The organism is Thermovibrio sp. (assembly GCA_015488335.1).
Taxonomy (GTDB): domain Bacteria; phylum Aquificota; class Aquificia; order Desulfurobacteriales; family Desulfurobacteriaceae; genus Balnearium.
Genome location: WFNZ01000035.1, coordinates 1 through 17291 on the forward strand (window position 1 = coordinate 1; position 17291 = coordinate 17291).

Consider the following 17291-nt stretch of genomic DNA (forward strand, 5'->3'; position numbering starts at 1 on the left):
CGTAATCCTTATCCTCTCCGGGCCTATTGAGGTAGTTATCAACTCTGTTGTAAGAAAGGCTAAAGTACAACCTTGAAGAGAAAACTTTCAGTGGAAAAAGTTGTGCCAGATTAAGTTTTCTGTCAAGTTTTAACGTATAGGAATGGACTTTCTCTTCCGAAACGGCGTGGTAAACTCCGTGCCTCTGGTAGGAGTAAGAGAGTTCTGCATTCCCAAAGTGGAAATCGTGCTCAAGGGAAAACCTGATCTCCTTTGAATCTCCCCCTAAAGCAGAGCCAATAACAAAACCGTGGTAGGTAAATCCAGCAGGGTAGTTGTGGTGTGTATACCAGTAAGCAACTGAGTCAGTTGTTTCAGTATACTGAACGTTGAAATCGGTGTAACCGGTTGTAAGAGAAAGACCGGCAATGTGGCCTGAGGCAAGGGGAAGAGGGAATCCACCGGGACCTCTGGGTTTAACGGCGTCGTCTCCGCCGTAAATAAAGTAAAACTTCCCACCTTTAAAGGGCTGGAACTTATACCTGTTAAGCCAGTTCATATAGTAAACAATTTCGTAGCTCATAAGCTGGTTGTTGTCATACCTTGAACCGGGTTCGTTCTCCTGCTTAGCGGTAAAAACGTTCCAGTAATCGTGGAGAGAGTGGTAGTTAGGCCTACCTGAACCGCCAAACTGGATCGCCCTTGAGGCTGAAAGCTCCAGATTATCAATCCCGAACGGACGCCAGGTAAACCTCATTCCAATTACGTGGGCGTAAGAGCGGGGTCTTTCTTTCTCAAGCTGGGAGACAAAAGTTGAAATTTTCCAGTCACCCAGCGGTTTTAAAAACCAGGGAAACTTTTCAAATCGGGGATTTTCCACTTTGAACATGAGCCACGGTCTGATGTTGTCTGTAAAGAGGAGACCGCCGTTTGGGGGAGCTCCCCAGACAACGCTTGACTTTCCAAAAGAGACTCTAACGTTTTTCTTCTCAAAGAGGAGATAACCTCTATTAAGCCTTACAGTTGTATTTCTAACTTCTGGTTCTAAATAGAAAACAAACCCGTCCCACTTTGCAGATGAAGAAAATCGGAACCTTCCGTTTAATCCTTCATCAATCCTAAACCCTTCGGCATAAGGGAGTTTGTAGTGTTGAGCACCAGATAGACCATAAAACTCAAAGGAAAAGTCATTTAAAGGTTTGATGTAGTTGATATCTTCTGATCGTAAAAGTGAATCAACAACAGGTTTAAACTCCGGATAGAGTTCATCAAATATCCTTTTCGCAAGTGAAGGATCTATTTGCCTGTTATTGTAAATTTCAACAATAGCCCTTGCGAAATCTTCTTCTGTCAAAGGTCTGTAAGTAAGATCCTGCTCCCTTACAAGTCCTACCTCTTTTGCCCTTTCTAAAAGCCTATACTCCCTCTGATAGCGTTCAAGAGGAACATAGGGGGAAGCAGCAAAAGAGGATGTAGTAAAGAGAAAAAAGAGAGCCACAACTTTTTTCATTTATTTTTCCTCTTTACAGTATCTTTCAAGGAGCGAAGGAACGCCTAACTTATGGATAAGGATTGATGAAGGACATATACCGGTAACTGCGTAAAACATCAACATAAAGCCAACAAAAAGGGTGAAGTAGAAGAAGTATTTGTTCCCCGTTATAAGTCCTAAGAGAACGCTTCCAAAGACGAAAAAGCCGGCAAGGAAAGAGGTTATCCTCTCAACGTACCAGCTATCGGTTTTCGCTCTGTAAATCGCCATTTTTCCCCTCCTCTTGAAAGATAATTTTACAGCTATTCGGAACGGAACTGTAAAGTTCCCTTGCTCCGTAAAAACTCCCTCCGAAACAGACTCCAGAGAAATCTCCCGCAAGGTTAAAGACAAAACCGTTGTTGTTACATCCCTTAGCTCTATCAAAAGGCTTTACGTAGAAAGTATTTCCTGCCCAAGTAACAAGAACTCCATACTGACCAATCTCTCCCTTCTCAACCTCTACAGGGAAAACCCCCTTAACACTATAATCTAACAGAAGTAAACTCCCAGGGCACTGGTAGACTTTTTGGGGAGCTCCCAAACTCTCACCAGAGAGTGAAACTTTAACAAAAGGCCACTCCATAGGATAGAAAGTTAACAGGTAAACTTCTAATCCATTCCCTTTGGAAACAATCTTAAAAACAAGTGAAGGATAAACTAAAGGTCCATTTTTCACCTTCACAAAATAAGAGGTCACTACTGAAGAGAGACTCTCTACCTGAGAGAGAACTTCAGTCGGAATTTCTCCCTGTTTTTTCTCTTCAGAGTCTAAATTTGTACTATTTTCAGAACTTTCTTCAGCTACAGTAGTGTTTATTTTCCCCTTAAAAGAAGCCGATGGAACAAAAGTTAACCGGTAATAGATGATATAACCTAAAGAAAAGAGTGCAATCACTAAGAATAGAGCTATAAGAATATCAATTGCTCTCTTCATTTATCTCATCAATCTCCATTCTGGCCTTTGCCGCAAGAGGAGAATTGGGCTTTATTTCTATACACTTTCTTAATAGCTCAACTGCTTTATTTAAATTTCCCTCTTCTCTGTAAATTTTACCAAGTTCACAGTAAGGTTGTTGGAGATCCGGATAGAGCTCTATCAATCTGTAGTAGATTTCTTTTGCTTTTTCCGTATAACCCTCTTTTTTCAAAAGTTTCGCAAGCTCTAAATAAGCAGGAACGTAGTCACTGTTATTTCTTATAGCTAAAATCAGCTCTTTCTTCGCCTTTTCAAGGTTTCCCTGTTTTTCGTCTAAAAGAGCTAATCTGTAATAAGCTGCCTCTGGAGTTAAATAAAGGGGATTTGAAAGGGCTTTATAGTAACACTCTCTTGCTTTCTTTATATTCCCCTTCTCCTCATAGAGTATTCCCATATTAAGCCAGGCTTCTGAAAAATTTGGCTTAAGGGAGAGAGCTCTCCTCAGGTATTTCTCGGCCCTGTTAAGGTCTCCTCTTCTTATAAATGCAAGGCCTATTGCGTTGTATATTTTCGGGTCGTCTGGAGAGAGTTTTTTAGCCTTAAAGAGGTAGTTGAGGGAGAGGGGAATTTCACCAAGCTCAAGGTATGCTATACCTAACTGATAGTAGCCTTCTACCTTCTCCTTCTTACTTACTTTTTGTTTAACGGGAGGTGGAGGAGGTTCAGGTCTCCGACTCTCTCTTTTACCACTTCCCCAAAATGATGCACAGGAAGACAACGAGAGAACTACCAAAGAGATAGAGATATATCTTAAACCTCTCATGACCTTCCTTTTATGAGGAAGAGAGCTTCCATCCTTGTGGGCTCTCTTCTCATTACACCTTTAACAGAACTGGTAACAGTGTAGGAGCCGGGTTTTTTTACTCCTCTCATTATCATACAGAGGTGCTGAGCTTCTATAACAACCATAACACCTTTGGCTCCCAGCTTCTCCATTATGGCATCGGCTATCTGTTCTGTCATCCTCTCCTGAAGTTGAAGCCTTTTAGCGTAGACGTCAACAATACGGGCAAGTTTTGAAAGACCTGTAACTTTATTGTCTCCCGGTATGTAGGCCACATGAGCTTTTCCAAAGAAGGGGAGCATGTGGTGTTCACACATTGAGTAGATAGGGATGTCTTTAACCAGTATCATCTCATCGTATTTCTCTGTAAAGAGAACGAGGTGGTTCTCTGGGGAATCGTTGTATCCCCCTAAAACCTCCTCATACATCTTTGCAATTCTTTTTGGTGTGTCTCTTAATCCTTCTCTGTCTGGGTCTTCTCCGATGGCAATGAGAATTTCTCTAACAGCTTTTTCTATCCTTTCCCTGTCGAATGCCAACTCTTAAGCCTCCAGCTGGGGATTGAATCCAAAACCTTCTACAGAATCGGACTTTTTCTCTTTCTCCTCTTTTTTTGAATTTCCGCCGGTAGTTCCAGAACCTCCTCCCTCCGGCGGCTCTTTAAGGAGCTCCCCGTTTATAGCCTTATCTATCTCCTCTCCCGTAAGTGTCTCCTTCTCAAGTAGAGCCCTTGCGAGATTTTCAAGCTTGTCCATGTTCTCCGAGAGGAGCTCCTTTGTCCTTTTATACGTATCGGTAATTATCCTCTTTACCTCTTTGTCAATCAACTTCCTCATCTCTTCGCTGACAAGTTCTACAGGTTCTCCAAACTGTTCCTTTACCTTAACGGCAATCGGCCCAATCTTTTCGCTCATTCCCCACTCTGCAACCATCTTACGGGCAATCTCTGTTGCCCTCTCTATATCGTTTCCAGCCCCCGTTGAGATAGTTCCAAGGGCAAGCTCTTCGGCAACCCTACCACCAAAGAGAACAGCAAGCCTGTCAAGGAGATACTCTTTCGTGTAAGTGTATCTATCCTCTTCAGGAAGCTGCTGGGTAATTCCCAACGCCCTTCCCCGGGGGATTATTGTAACCTTGTGGACCTTATCGGCATTTGGGAGGAGTTTGGCAACAAGGGCGTGGCCTGCCTCGTGGTATGCAGTTGTGAGCCTCTCCTGTTCAGAGAGGACCATACTCTTCCTCTCAATACCCATCGTTACCTTATCTTTAGCCTCTTCAAAGTCCTCCATCGTTATCTTTCCGTGGTTCTTCCTTGCGGCTATAAGGGCAGCCTCGTTAACGATGTTTGCAAGGTCGGCACCTGAAAATCCGGGGGTTGAGCGGGCTATAACTTCAAGGTCAACGTCTTCAGCCAGCGGCTTGTTCCTCGTGTGGATTTTCAGTATCTCAAGCCTTCCCTTAACGTCTGGAAGGGGAACGTGTATCTGTCTGTCAAACCTTCCAGGCCTTAAGAGGGCAGGGTCTAAGATGTCCGGCCTGTTTGTTGCGGCTATGACGATGATTCCGTCGGAGCTCTCAAAACCGTCCATCTCAACAAGGAGCTGGTTTAGCGTCTGCTCCCTCTCGTCGTGGCCGCCGCTGATTCCCGCTCCTCTTCTCCTTCCAACGGCGTCTATCTCATCTATAAAAACGATACAGGGAGCGTGTTTCTTGGCCTGTTCAAAGAGGTCTCTAACCCTTGAAGCACCAACACCCACAAACATCTCAACAAACTCTGAACCGCTGACAGAGAGGAACGGAACGTTTGCCTCACCTGCTATGGCCTTCGCAAGAAGAGTTTTACCGGTCCCCGGCGGCCCTGCAAGGAGAACGCCTTTAGGAATTCTTCCACCAAGCTGCTGGTATTTCTTTGGGTTTTTCAGAAAGTCAACGATTTCTGAAACTTCCTCCTTAACCTCGTCTATTCCGGCAACGTCTTTAAAAGTCACTTTCGGCTTGTTATCTATGAACACTTTAGCCCTACTCTTTGCAAAGGAAAGGGCTTTGTTGCTTCCAGCACTCATCTGCCTCATCATGCTGAGCCAGAGGAGAATGAGGAAAATCATAGGAAGCCATGAAACAAGGACTGTTATATACCAGGGGCTTCCCTCTTCCGGTTTAACCTGAATCTCAACTCCCTTCTCTGCCATCTTCTTTATGATGTCGTTGTAGCCGGGGGGAAGGTATGTCTCAAACGGAACTCCCTCTTTTGTGATTCCGACAACTTTCTGTCCCTGAATTACAACTTTTTTAACCTCTCCCTTCTCTACCTGCGAAATAAACGTTGAGAAGGGTTCCTGAGAGGACTTAAGCTGGCCGGAGTTAAAGAAGTTAAATGCCAGAATAATCATTAGAGCTATGGCCAGCCAGAGGACAACATTCTTACCAATCTCCTTCATCTTATCCATTCTCTGCTCCTTCAAAATATCCTATAAATGGTAAACCTCTAAATGTCTCATTTAAATCTAAGCCGTATCCAACAACAAAGCAGTTAGGAATTTTAAAGCCGATGAAATCGGGGCGAATCTCTACTCTTTTAGGGACTTCCTTATCTAAGAGGACACAGGTTTTCACCTTTGAAGCTCCCATCTTTAAAACTTCTCTGTATGCAGCCTCCAAACTCTCTCCTGTATCAAAGATATCGTCAACTATGAGGACTTCTCTTCCCGTTAAGTCCACTTCCGGCCGGTAGGTTATCTCAACCTCTCCTTTCTCTTTCCCTCTGTAGCTTTTAAGCCTCATAAAGGCAACTTCCGTTTCAGCCTCCATCTCTCTGATGAGGTCTGCAGTAAAGACAAAGGCCCCTTTAAGAAGGGAGACAACAACTATACTGCCTGAAAAGTGTTTAGGTATCTCCTCTCCAAGCTCCTTAACTCTCTTCCTTATCTCTCTCTCTTCTATCAGGACTTTCAGCTTTTCTTTCAAGCTCAACTCCGACAAAATCTCCATCTGTTCCCGTTCTGCGGGTGTAGAGCTCCGGAATGAAAACGACCTCTCCGTTGAACTCAACAACCGGAATGAGGTCTCTCAGGTGGGCAGGAAACCGCTTCTCTATGAGGAACTTCTTGAGGGGCTTTGAAAAGCCCTTAAACCTGAGCCTGTCTCCCGGCTTCCTGCTCCGAACAATTATACCGGCACTCCGAAACGAAGAGAGGGGAACAACGGGAGTGCCTGAGTTAGCGGAAAATTTAAGGGTATAGAGCGGTGTTTCAACCGTTAAAGGGAGCTCCTTCACCTCGTAGTAAAAACCCCTTTTCTTTTCCTTTCTCTCCGGCTCAATGCAGAGAACTTCCTGAGTTTTATAAACAGCAACTCCCCTGTGGAAGGAGAACCTCTTAAACCCGCTCTTTTTAACGGCCTCCTTCAGTTCCTCAACGCTTCTGTAGGAAAGGTCTTTACCGGAAACCCTTCTGTAAGCCTTCCTCAGAACTTCAGAGAGGAGAAAGGGGTGGAGCTCCCTCAAAACCTCTATAGGAATGCAGAAAGAACCATCTTTAAGATACTCTGAAACAATTGGTTCCACCTGACTTTCCACAAAATCTTCAAGCTCTCTCAAAAGGGCCGTTTCCCTGAGAACTGCCTCCTCTAAAGAAGGGTTTATCCTCTTTAGAACGGGAACAACCTCAAGCCTTATAAGGTTCCTGTCGTAGTCGGTCTTAAGGTTTGAGCTGTCAACAACGAAGGGCAGATTGTTCTCCTCAACGTAGGCCTCAACCTCTTTTCTTGTAACGAGGAAGAGGGGACGGACGAAAACTTCTCTCTTTGGAAGAAATCCCCTCAATCCTTTAATTCCGGAACCTTTTGTAAGGTTTAGAAGAACTGTCTCTGTAAGGTCTGAAGCTGTATGGCCGAGGGCCACAAAGTCTCCATTCCACTCTTTCAGAGCTTCTCTAAAAAGCCTGTATCTCTCCCTTCTTGCAACGGCTTCTACGTTCTTACCTCCTGAAATCTCGGAAATATTAACCCTTTTAACGATGAGTGGAACGTTCCAGTTCCTGCAGAGCTCCCTTACAAAGGCCTCATCTCTATCAGACTCCTCTCCCCGAAGCATATGGTTAACGTGAACGGCCCCAACGGTAAGGTTCATCTCTTTTTTGAGGGAGAGGAGAATGTGAAGAAGGGTAATTGAGTCGGGGCCTCCTGAAAGGGCTACGAGGATTTTAGAGTTTTCGGGAAATAGGGAAAACCTGGCGATTGCCTCCCTGACTTTTAATTGAACGTTCTCCATAGGCCGGGTAAAAAAGAAAATTGGTGGCGACGGGTGGAGTCGAACCACCGACCTGGCGGGTATGAGCCGCCCGCTCTAACCACCTGAGCCACGTCGCCACTTGCAGGAAAGAAATATAGCCCAGCAGGTGTTAAGTGTCAAACCCTCTCTTCGTAGGTTGGTTTCTCTACCTGGTAGAAGATTCCTATGGGTATTCTGGCATCCTCAGTATCTGCCGAGTAATCCCACTCCCTTGCCCTCTCTACGGCGGCGTTAAAGTCTGTCGGATTGTGGCCGGCCTCTTCTAACTTATAGCAGTGTTTCCTGTAGTAGGCAAAGGTGTTGTAGAAGGTTACGCAGGGCTGAAGAACATCTATGAAAGAGAAGCCTTTATGCTTTATTGCCGCCTTTATGAGCTCCTTAAGGTGTGGAATGTCTCCGGCAAAGCCCCTTGCAACAAAGGTTGCCCCGGCAGAGAGCATCAGGAGAACCGGGTTCATAGGGTCTTCCGGCGGCCCCTCAGGAGTTGACTTTCCCTTAAAGTGTGAAGGACTCGTTGGGGTAAACTGGCCGGTTGTTAGGCTGTATGATCGGTTGTCGTGAACAATTGCCGTTAGATTCGCGTTCCTCTTTGCAGCAAAGATGAGGTGTGAAATACCCTCTGCATAGATGTCTCCGTCTCCAACAAAACCGACGCAGACCAGTTTATCGTTTATGAGCCTCATACCTTCTAAGTTGTTTAAAGCCCTCCCGTGGATGGAGTAGAAGCTGTTGAGGTTGATGTAGTCAACGATTTTCCCGTGGCAACCGATTCCAGAGGCTATAACGAAGTTCTCAATTGGAATTTCAGAGGAAAGCTCCTCAACGGCCATCTCAAAAGCCCTGAGTATTCCAAAGTTTCCACACCCGGGGCACCAGGTGTTCTCTGCGTAGGTTTTAAGGTTTACTCCGCTCATCTCTCCCTCCCTGAAAGGAACTCTAAAAGGTCTTCCTTAAAGATTGGACGGGTGTCATACTTCCTGAACCTACCTGTAGGCTTTATCCCGTAAAGGTTTAAGAGCTTTTCAAACTGCCCGGCGGGGGAGAGCTCCACAACAATAACCTCTTCTGCCCCCTCAATTTCTTTCTTTAACCTGTTTGCGGGGAAAGGTTCCATGTAGTTGGGCTTAACAGCCTTGTAGCCGAGCTCCTCTCCAATTTCACAGCAGACTCCCCAGTTCTCTCCCCAGGTGAGGAGAATCCGCTTAGAGTTTGTATCCCCTCCAACAGAAACCGTATCTTCCCTCTCCTCAAAGAACTTCCTTATGGTCTCCCTCTTCCTCTCTCTCTTGTTCTTCATTGCAACTATCTGCTCTGGCTCCTCTGTTGTTATTCCCATCTCGTCGTGCTCGTAGCTTGTGGCTTTAACAACTGCCCCTTTAGTTCCCGGAAAGGCTAAAGGAGAAATGCCGTCTTCAGTTATCCGGTATCTCTTATACTCACCGTTTCCGTCCCAGAGTTTGGGCTCCTCAACAACTCGCTCCCTCTCTAAGGGCTGTGTAAAGAAGCTCTCTGCAACGTTCTTGCTTGAAAGGACTATTACGGGAACCTGGAACTTCCAGGCAAGGTTCAAGGCCTCGCGGGTTAAGAGGTAACATTCCAGAGCGTTTGACGGGGCAACAACGATTCTGGGAAAGTCTCCGTGGCCGGCAAAGAGTGAAAAGAGCAGGTCTGCCTGCTCTGTGTAGGTGGGAACGCCTGTTGAGGGAGCTCCCCTCTGAGCAAGGTAGATAACGGACGGTGTCTCGCTCATTCCTGCAAGGCTAAGGGTCTCCGTCATAAGGGCAAATCCTCCGCCGGAAGTCCCGGTCATGGCTCTGCCTCCGGCGTATGCCGCTCCAAGAACCATGTTTATAACGCCAATTTCGTTCTCAGGCTGAACGACCTTTATCCCGAACTCCTCTTTGTGGGCCGCCAAATAGTGGAGAACCGGAGACGCAGGGGTCATGGGGTAAGCAATGTAGATATCCAAACCGCCGTCAACTGCCCCAAGGGCTACACCTTCACTGCCTGAAAAGTACTCTCCCTTAATTCCCTCAACCTCAACAATTTCTTCTACTTCCTGTGAAACATCGTAAAAGAACTCAAAAATCTCTCTGTTCTCCTCAAAGTTCTTAAGGTTCTGAAGAACAGACAGACCCTCCTCTTTTGGAATTCTGAATGCCTTTAAGAGGGCACCTAAAACAGCGGAGCTCCTCATAACCCCCTTAGCCCTCTCTCTGAAGGGAAGTCTGATTACTGTTCCCTCCACCTCCTCCTTAACCTTTTCATCTAAGAACCAGACTGTTCCTTCCTTTGCATCTTTTCTGTGGCGCCTAACGCTCCTGTCGTCTAAAGCAACAATGTAGTCAGCCTTCCTGACGGGAGCGTAAACTTCCTCGTTTGAGAATCTGACAGACGAAAAGTTGTGGCCTCCCCTTATCAGCGACGGATAGTCGTGATAAGTAAAGACCGAGTAGCCGATGCTGACGAGAACACGGGAGAGAAGGTTTCCCGCCTCCTTTACTCCCTCTCCCGCTTCTCCTCCGACGATGACTGAACGCTCCATACTCCCCTCCTTATTGAGTTAACTGCCCTGTAAGGGTCTGGATAGACAGGAATTTTCTCTCTTTTCAGAATCTCAACTCCCTTTGAAACTGAGTGTCCTCCCATAAAGCAGCCAACAACCGCCCTTCTGCTCCTCTCGGCAAGCTTCACAACCTCGTGGGCAATTTCGGGAACGTCCGTCATAGACTGTGGAGTAACGATTACGAGGCAGACGTCCCAGTTCAGTTTCTCAAGTATCTCAAAGGCTGCCCTGTAGCGGTCCGAAGTGGCATCCCCTATCAGGTCAACGGGGTTTATCCTACTCCAGTTTGGCGGAAGGACTCTTGAGAGCTCCTCAAGAACAGGCTTAACGGAAACAAGCTCAAGTCCGAAGGTGGTTCCGTAGTCTGCAGCCAGAGTCCCCGGCCCTCCGGCGTTTGTAACTATCAAAAGCTTATTTCCCCCAAGTCTTCCGTAAGCAGTTAGGAACTGGCAGGCGTCAAAGGCCTCCTCTAAGGAATCAACGACGATTCCCCCTCTACACTCAACGGCATCCTTAAAGACCTTATAGTTCCCGGCAAGTGAGCCTGTGTGGGATGCTGCAGCCCTCTTTCCACCCTCAGACCTTCCGGCCTTTATAAAAACGGCAGGTTTTTCGCCCACAAAATCAAGGAGCTCCCACCCGAGCTCCAACCCCTCAACATAGGAAAGGATAACTTTTGTATCAGAACTCCTAACGGCAAGTTCAAAACACTCAGTTAGCTCAATGTCTGACTGGTTCCCAAGGCTTATAACTTCAGAAAATCCGATACTCTCTTTAGATGCTGCGTCAACAACGGCTGTTATGAGAGCTCCGCTCTGTGAGAGGAAAGAGATTTCACCTTCCGGCGGAAGGGTTGTTGAAAAAGAGGCGTTCAAACCTAACGGCGGAACCATAAAGCCTAAAGTGTTGGGGCCCAAAACCCTGATTCCAAACTCCTTTGCAACTTCAACGACCTCCCTCTCAAGCTCCTCCCTTCCGGCCTCTCTAAAACCTGCAGAGATAACAACGGCAAGCTTTACTCCCTTCTCTCCGCACTCCTTCAAAACAGCGGGAACAACTTCTGCCGGAACGGCTATAAGGGCGCAGTCAACAGGTTCTGGAATCTCTTTAACAGAAGGGTAGCACTTAAAACCCAAAACTCTCTCATACTTCGGGTTAACGGGGAAGACCTTCCCTTTAAACCTCTCAAGGTTCCTGACAAGGGCGTAGCCAACCTTTTTCGGGTTTGTTGAAGCACCGATAACGGCAACGCTTTCAGGCCTGAACAGGTTATCTGGAAGAGGTTTAAAATTTCTTCTTCTTTCAGGTTCCTTAAGGAGAGCTCTCCCGTCTGCCGGAATGACGTACTCTTCTGTAATGAAGGTTGGGTTCAGATCAAGCTCGTAAATTTCAGGGTGTTCAGAAAGAAGCTTTTTAAGTTTTTCAATAAAATCAAGGAAGAGTTCAGTATTCCCTTTGAAGTTTCTAAACCCTTCAATCAGTTTATAGAGCTCTGTCTTTTTAATCTGCTCCAGAGTCTCTTCTCTATTGGCCTTTAGCGGAATAAAAACAACGTCTTTAAAGAGCTCCACGAAAATTCCGCCGGTTCCGGCTCCAACAACGTGAAGGAAAGACGGGTCTCTCTTTACACCTACAAAGGCCTCTATGCCGGAGAGCTTCTCTTCAACGATGAACTCTTCTACCTCTGGGAACTTCCGTTCCAGCTCAGAGACTGCCCTTTTTAGTTCTTCCCGGCTGCTTACAAACAGAACACCACCTGCACTGCTTTTGTGAATCACTTTTCCTGAAACCACTTTAACGACGGCGGGAAAGGTGTTCCAGGAAGGGAGCTCCCCTCTTTTAAAGAGAGAGTAATCAGGAACAGATATACCGTAAGAGACGAGGAGCCTATAAACGTCAGGTTCTGTCAGGAACAAAGTCTCTCCAAATATTCCGTTCTATTTATATTATATCTCCTATTGGGAAAATCTATCAGCAAAATCTAGGAGTCTTTAAAATCCCAGTAAGTGGTAAAATAATAATGAATAGGTATTCATTATTCAGTTAAGGAGAAAAAGTGAAGAGGAGAGACTTCGTAAAGTTAGTTTTCGGGGCTCTATCACCCTTCGTAGTTCAGTTGAAGCCAAAAGAAGCATACAGTAGGTTTAGTCAACCGTTTATCTCTCTATGTAACCTTGCAATATCCCACGAATACGGAGCCATCGTTCAGTATATAAACCACAGTGGACTTATCCCAGATAGCAACATAAAAAGCATATTAGAGAGAAACATGCAGGATGAGATAGTCCATGCAAGAAAGTTAACAGAGATACTTGTAAAGGAAGGGGCTTCTCCCACTGTGTCTATCTGGCCACCCCAAACAGGAAAGGGTTTGAAAAAACTTATAGAAGAAGATATTGAAGGAGAAAATGCGGCAATAAAGCTTTACTCACAGATACTTGACCTTCCAGAGTCTAAGAAGTACAGAGATGTTATCTACTCTTTTATGAAGAGAGAAGAGGTCCACCGTTCAAGACTTGTGGAGATAATGAGTGCTGTTAGAAAGAGTAAAACCTAAAACTATATTTGGAAAGCTGTTTCTCTATACTATAGCTATCTTTCTATTTTCTTTTTTTCTCACATACTATGGAACTTCTTACCTGTTAAAAGATAGCCTTGAAGACAACTTTAGAAAAAAAGCAGAAGCAGAGACAGAACTACTAACCTCTTACATTCAGTCTTTGATAAAAAACTATAACTATACGGAAATCTATTCACTGGTAAATCAAACTATAAATAGGGATCCAGATGTAGTCGGAGTAGAGGTAAAAGAGCTTTCAAGCGACCTTATAAGTATAAAACTAATAGGAAACTTGAAACAGTGTAGAGATAATTTTTTAGAACCGTGTTACTATACTGTAGAGAAAAACATCAAAACAAGTATCCCTATAAAAGTTATAGTATTTTTCTCAACGGAGAATCTGGTTGATTTGGTCCAATCTGTAAGAAAAACTCTAATTTCCCTTTTAGTATTCCTATTCCTTTTCTCAGAACTTGCAATATTTATCGTAATGAGAGACGCGGAAAACACGGTTTCTAAAGTGGTTGAAGCCATAGACAGGTGGAGAGAAGGTGGAATAGAGAAACTGAAAAATGAAAACTGGAGTTTTGAAATTAAGAAGATAGTATCAGAAGTAGTTGAAATGTACACAGAACTCCAGAGAGAAAGGGAAATAGACTATAAACTCCTTCTATTTACCGGAGAAATTCTTAATATGATTCCCCTCATTAATGACGAAGAAGAATTTCTCAAGAAGACTACCTTACTAATCAAAACAGTTTTTAAGCTAAAAGAGGTAAAACTATGTAAAGAGAAACAGGATTGTAAAGGAGAACGCATATTAACTACCTCTAACTTTAGTATCGTAATCCCAGGAAAAAGTATCCCCGACACAGTCTTAAAAACTCTGGGAAACATCATATTGGGAGCTCTAAAAGTTTTACAGGAGAAAAGAGAGAGGGAGGAACTTCTCTTTGGAACCGTTAAAGCCATAGCAAATGCAATTGACGCAACATCTCCATGGACAAAAGACCACAGCGAAAAAGTGGCAGAGATATCTGTAGAAATTGCAAGAGCTCTGAATTTAGACGAAGAGACTGTTGAGAAGATAAGGTTAGGAGCTCTCCTCCACGACATAGGAAAGTTAGGAATTCCACCTGACATACTCAACAAACCGGAAAGGTTAACCCCGGAAGAGTACGAAATCGTAAAGGAACATCCGGTATGGGGATACAGAATACTGAAACCTATTAAAGCCTTTTCTGAGATTATTCCTATTGTTCTGTACCATCACGAAAGGTGCAACGGCAGTGGTTATCCTTACGGGCTTAAGTGCAACCAGATTCCACTTCCTGCAAAGATAGTGGCCGTAGCAGACGTTATAGAGGCCATGACTGCGAAAAGACCCTACAAAAAACCGTACCCATTAAAAGAGGTTTTTGAGTATCTGAAGAGTGAGGCTGGAAGACTATTCTCTCCTGAAGTTGTTGAGGCTGCACTGAAAAAAGCTGAGGAGATAGAGGAAATTATTAGTGGTCGGGGCGGGGGGATTTGAACCCCCGACCTCTTGGTCCCGAACCAAGCGCGCTGACCAGGCTGCGCCACGCCCCGATTCTGCAGGGTTTAATATAGAACAAAAATTAACCATCAGGAAGTTTTAGGTTTGATTCAAAGCCAAGGTCTTTTATCATCTGGTAGTCGTCTCTCAGGCTTCTGCCCTTTGTCGTAAGGTAGTTCCCAACCATTAGGGCGTTTGCAGGAAAGAGGGAAAGGGGCTGGAGCTCCCTCAAGTTCCTCTCCCTTCCACCACAGACCCTTATTTCAGCTTCGGGAATTGAAAGCCTTATGGCAGTTAATATTCTCAGGCATTTTAAAGGAGTAAGGTAGTCTGCCCCCTCCAAAGGTGTTCCCTTAATGGGATGGAGGAAATTGACGGGAATTGAGTCTACAGAGAGCTCCCTCAAACTCTCTATAAAAGAGACAACATCTTCTTCAGACTCTCCAAGGCCAAAAATTCCACCGCAGCATGTTGATAGGCCTACCTCTTTTGCAGTAAGAACCGTTCTGTAGCGGTCTTCCCAACTCTGAACGGTAGAAATTTTCGGGTAGAACTCTCGGGATGTCTCAAGGTTGTGGTGGTACCTGTCAAGGCCGCAGGACTTTAAAAAGGAGAGTTCCTCCTTTCCCATCTGCCCTAAAGAGGCGCAGACTTTACAGTCCGGCTTTTCAGCTTTCAACTTTTCAATCACTTTTCCTATAACCTTTAAATCCTCCCTAGTAGGTGAAACTCCGCTTGTTACAAAGCTGAAACGGTCTATTCCAAGGTCAAAGGCAGAGAGAGCTCTCTCAAGGAGCTCCTTTTCAGGAAAGAGAGGGTAAACCCTAATCCTCAAGTTAAAGTGTGAAGACTGGGCACAGAATTTACAGTCTGACGGACAGCTGCCGCTTTTAGCGTTTAAAATGGCACAGGTCTCTATGAAATTACCGAAATGACGGAACTTCAACCTGTTGGCTTCAGAAAGGAATTCGTAGAATTTCTCAACTGGGGAGTTCAGAACTTCTAAGATTTGCTCTTTCACTTCTTCAGCTTCTTCAGAACCTGGCGGGTTATCTCTTTAAAGGTTTCAAGGACTCCTATACCTTTTGTGGCAACCGCTTCAAAGTCTGGTCTGTTCCATCTGTTCAGGTCTTTCCTCAAAACCTCAACAGGAAGGATGTTGGGAAGGTCTCTCTTGTTGTACTGGAAGACTAAGGGGAGCTCCTCCATGTTTATATCGTATTCTTTCAAGTTTTCAAGCATATCGTCCAAAGTATCAAGGTTCGCGTCGTGCCTCTCCTCTTGAGAGTCGGCAACGAAAACAACTCCATCAACGCCCTTTAAAATCAGCTTACGGCTTGCCTGGTAGATTATTTGACCGGGAGTTGTGTAAAGGTGGAAGCGGACCTTAAAGCCTTTAACGTTTGAAACCTCAATGGGAACGAAGTCAAAGAAGAGAGTTCTCTCTGTTTCTGTAGCAAGTGTAATCATTTCACCCTTGTTTTCAGGCTTTATATGGTCGTAAATCCATTTAATGTTAGTGGTCTTCCCGGAAAGTCCGGGGCCGTAGTACACTATTTTGCAGTTTATCTCTTTAGTAGCAAAGTTGATAAATGGCATTCAATCCCCTACTCAAAAAGGGTATCAAGGTCTATATCTTCAACGTCTATATGCTCTGCAACAGAAGATTCCCTCTTTATTCTGTCTTCTATCTGGCTTAAAAGCTCAACCAATTTTTTATAGTACTTCTTAATCTTAACTCTAACGATACCTAAGTTTGATAAATTTTTATCAAAGATAGAAACTAAGATGTACTTTCCATCAATCAGAATCATATAAATACCTTCTTCTTCCGTTTCAGTAAACATATGATTTAAAGTTTTATCTCCCAAAAGTTTTGAGAGAGCCTCAGAAGCAGCTACATTTCCAGCTGTAAGGGAAGCAAAGGTTATGTCATCAGAAGAGAAAGCCGGAGACTCGCTCCGGCTGATTAGCTGACCAGCTTTGTCTATCAAGAGAACAATTTTTGACTTGCTTTCTCTGTTGAGCTCTGTGAGGAGCTCCCTTAACTTTCTATCCTCTTCTGGCCTTAAACTAAGCATCACTCTTCCCTGTTAGAGATTTCCTCCATCTTGTTGAGCCACTCCCAGCGCCTGTTAACCTCTTCCTGCAGCTCCTTGATTTTATCCTCATTTCCTGGCTTAAACAAGTGTTTAAACCTTCCCTGAAGTTTAAGGTATTCCTCAATGGGTTTAGGATTCTTAGGCCTGTGAGTTATTCTCCACTTCCCGTTTTCAACTTCAAAGAGGGGCCAGTAGTTGGTTTCCACAGCCATTTTAGTGACCAAAATACCCTCTTCCTCTTTTGATCTCCAGCCCCTCGGGCAAACTGCAAAGGCATTTATGTAGGAAGGCCCTTCCGTTAAAAGGGCTTTCTTGAACTTCTCCATAAAGTCCTTCCAGTGGGAAGGTGCAACCTGAGCAACATAAGGGATGCCGTGGGCTGCAGCAACTTCTGGCATCCACTTCTTGTGCTGTGGCTTACCCAAGCTCTCAGAACCTACCGGCTGGGTAGTTGTGTTGGCGTATTTTGGAGTTGCAGAGGAACGCTGAATACCTGTGTTCATGTAGGCTTCGTTGTCGTAGCAGACGTAGATGAAGTCGTGTCCCCTCTCAAGGGCTCCGGAAAGAGACTGGAAACCGATGTCGTAGGTTCCACCGTCTCCACCAAAGGCTACAAACTTAACTTTCTTATCTGTTGGAAGTTTACCCTTCCTTTTTAAGGCTTTGTATGCCGCCTCAACGCCGGAAATTGTGGCAGCAGCGTTTTCAAAGGCGTTGTGAATCCACGGAGAGCGCCAAGAGGTGTAGGGGTAGATAGACGTGCAGACCTCAACGCAACCGGTTGCGTTGGCAATTATGAGCTCGTAGCCAAGGGCGTTTGCAACCATGAACATCTGCCTGATGATGATTGAAGCTCCACAGCCTGCACAGAGCCTGTGGCCAGGAGCTAACTTCTCAGGGTAGTTCGTGAGCTTCTTAAGAGGCGGAACTTTTATCTCAGCCGTCTTTATCTCAGCCATTACTTC

General features: G+C 45.0%; 17 protein-coding genes and 2 tRNA genes. 2 read left to right on the top strand and 17 right to left on the bottom strand.

The annotated features are described in order from the left end of the window. The 12 genes from F8H35_RS04100 to F8H35_RS04155 all read right to left on the bottom strand — a co-directional run. Positions 1-1489 (bottom strand): capsule assembly Wzi family protein (locus F8H35_RS04100; protein ID WP_472572280.1); only part of this gene is annotated, 1489 nt, incomplete at its 3' end. Next, complete coding sequence (locus F8H35_RS04105) at positions 1490-1741, bottom strand: YgaP family membrane protein (protein ID WP_472572281.1); 252 nt, start codon at positions 1739-1741, stop codon at positions 1490-1492. After that, complete coding sequence (locus F8H35_RS04110; protein WP_472572282.1) at positions 1713-2447, bottom strand: hypothetical protein; 735 nt, start codon at positions 2445-2447, stop codon at positions 1713-1715. Before F8H35_RS04110 ends, F8H35_RS04105 begins: the two co-directional genes overlap by 29 nt. Next, on the bottom strand, positions 2431-3222 hold the full coding sequence (locus F8H35_RS04115) for a tetratricopeptide repeat protein (protein WP_472572283.1): 792 nt from the start codon (positions 3220-3222) through the stop codon (positions 2431-2433). Before F8H35_RS04115 ends, F8H35_RS04110 begins: the two co-directional genes overlap by 17 nt. 26 nt (positions 3223-3248) lie before the next feature. Next, the gene (gene folE / locus F8H35_RS04120; RefSeq protein ID WP_472572284.1) at positions 3249-3812 is read right to left on the bottom strand and encodes a GTP cyclohydrolase I FolE; all 564 of its coding nucleotides are present in this window, start codon (positions 3810-3812) and stop codon (positions 3249-3251) included. Between the two features lie 3 nt (positions 3813-3815). Further along, positions 3816-5711 carry an ATP-dependent zinc metalloprotease FtsH gene (gene ftsH, locus F8H35_RS04125; protein WP_472572345.1) on the bottom strand — a complete coding sequence of 632 codons (1896 nt, stop codon included), beginning with the start codon at positions 5709-5711 and terminating at the stop codon, positions 3816-3818. A 1-nt stretch (position 5712) separates the two neighbouring features. Next, entirely contained in the window at positions 5713-6237 is a 525-nt protein-coding gene (gene hpt / locus F8H35_RS04130) for a hypoxanthine phosphoribosyltransferase (RefSeq protein WP_472572285.1), read from the bottom strand. After that, on the bottom strand, positions 6182-7540 hold the full coding sequence (tilS, locus tag F8H35_RS04135) for a tRNA lysidine(34) synthetase TilS (protein ID WP_472572286.1): 1359 nt from the start codon (positions 7538-7540) through the stop codon (positions 6182-6184). The genes hpt and tilS overlap by 56 nt, the downstream gene beginning before the upstream one ends. Before the next feature lie 21 nt (positions 7541-7561). Further along, positions 7562-7638 (bottom strand) — tRNA-Met (locus F8H35_RS04140). Between the two features lie 39 nt (positions 7639-7677). Continuing rightward, entirely contained in the window at positions 7678-8475 is a 798-nt protein-coding gene (locus F8H35_RS04145; RefSeq protein ID WP_472572287.1) for a thiamine pyrophosphate-dependent enzyme, read from the bottom strand. Beyond that, on the bottom strand, positions 8472-10106 hold the full coding sequence (locus tag F8H35_RS04150; protein ID WP_472572288.1) for a 2-oxoacid:acceptor oxidoreductase subunit alpha: 1635 nt from the start codon (positions 10104-10106) through the stop codon (positions 8472-8474). The genes F8H35_RS04145 and F8H35_RS04150 overlap by 4 nt, the downstream gene beginning before the upstream one ends. Beyond that, positions 10061-12043, bottom strand: a complete 1983-nt coding sequence (locus tag F8H35_RS04155) for an acetate--CoA ligase family protein (RefSeq protein ID WP_472572289.1) — start codon at positions 12041-12043, stop codon at positions 10061-10063. The genes F8H35_RS04150 and F8H35_RS04155 overlap by 46 nt, the downstream gene beginning before the upstream one ends. A gap of 140 nt (positions 12044-12183) precedes the next feature. Between F8H35_RS04155 and F8H35_RS04160 the strand changes: the two genes are divergently transcribed. Both F8H35_RS04160 and F8H35_RS04165 read left to right on the top strand, forming a co-directional pair. After that, on the top strand, positions 12184-12684 hold the full coding sequence (locus F8H35_RS04160; protein WP_472572290.1) for a ferritin-like domain-containing protein: 501 nt from the start codon (positions 12184-12186) through the stop codon (positions 12682-12684). Then, positions 12659-14221: an HD-GYP domain-containing protein gene (locus tag F8H35_RS04165; RefSeq protein WP_472572291.1), complete on the top strand. Its 1563-nt coding sequence runs from the start codon at positions 12659-12661 to the stop codon at positions 14219-14221. Before F8H35_RS04160 ends, F8H35_RS04165 begins: the two co-directional genes overlap by 26 nt. On the opposite strand, the gene F8H35_RS04170 is transcribed toward F8H35_RS04165, so the two are convergent. The 5 genes from F8H35_RS04170 to F8H35_RS04190 all read right to left on the bottom strand — a co-directional run bounded on the left by F8H35_RS04170 (position 14200) and on the right by F8H35_RS04190 (position 17285). Beyond that, a tRNA-Pro gene (locus F8H35_RS04170) sits at positions 14200-14277 on the bottom strand. The genes F8H35_RS04165 and F8H35_RS04170 overlap by 22 nt on opposite strands. Positions 14278-14306: 29 nt before the next feature. Next, positions 14307-15245: a biotin synthase BioB gene (gene bioB / locus F8H35_RS04175; protein WP_472572292.1), complete on the bottom strand. Its 939-nt coding sequence runs from the start codon at positions 15243-15245 to the stop codon at positions 14307-14309. Continuing rightward, entirely contained in the window at positions 15242-15823 is a 582-nt protein-coding gene (locus tag F8H35_RS04180; protein ID WP_472572293.1) for a GTP-binding protein, read from the bottom strand. Before F8H35_RS04180 ends, bioB begins: the two co-directional genes overlap by 4 nt. Positions 15824-15831: 8 nt before the next feature. Continuing rightward, positions 15832-16305, bottom strand: coding sequence for a roadblock/LC7 domain-containing protein (locus F8H35_RS04185; protein ID WP_472572294.1), 474 nt, complete (start codon positions 16303-16305; stop codon positions 15832-15834). Beyond that, the gene (locus F8H35_RS04190) at positions 16305-17285 is read right to left on the bottom strand and encodes a thiamine pyrophosphate-dependent enzyme (protein ID WP_472572295.1); all 981 of its coding nucleotides are present in this window, start codon (positions 17283-17285) and stop codon (positions 16305-16307) included. Before F8H35_RS04190 ends, F8H35_RS04185 begins: the two co-directional genes overlap by 1 nt. Between the last annotated feature and the right edge of the window lie 6 nt (positions 17286-17291).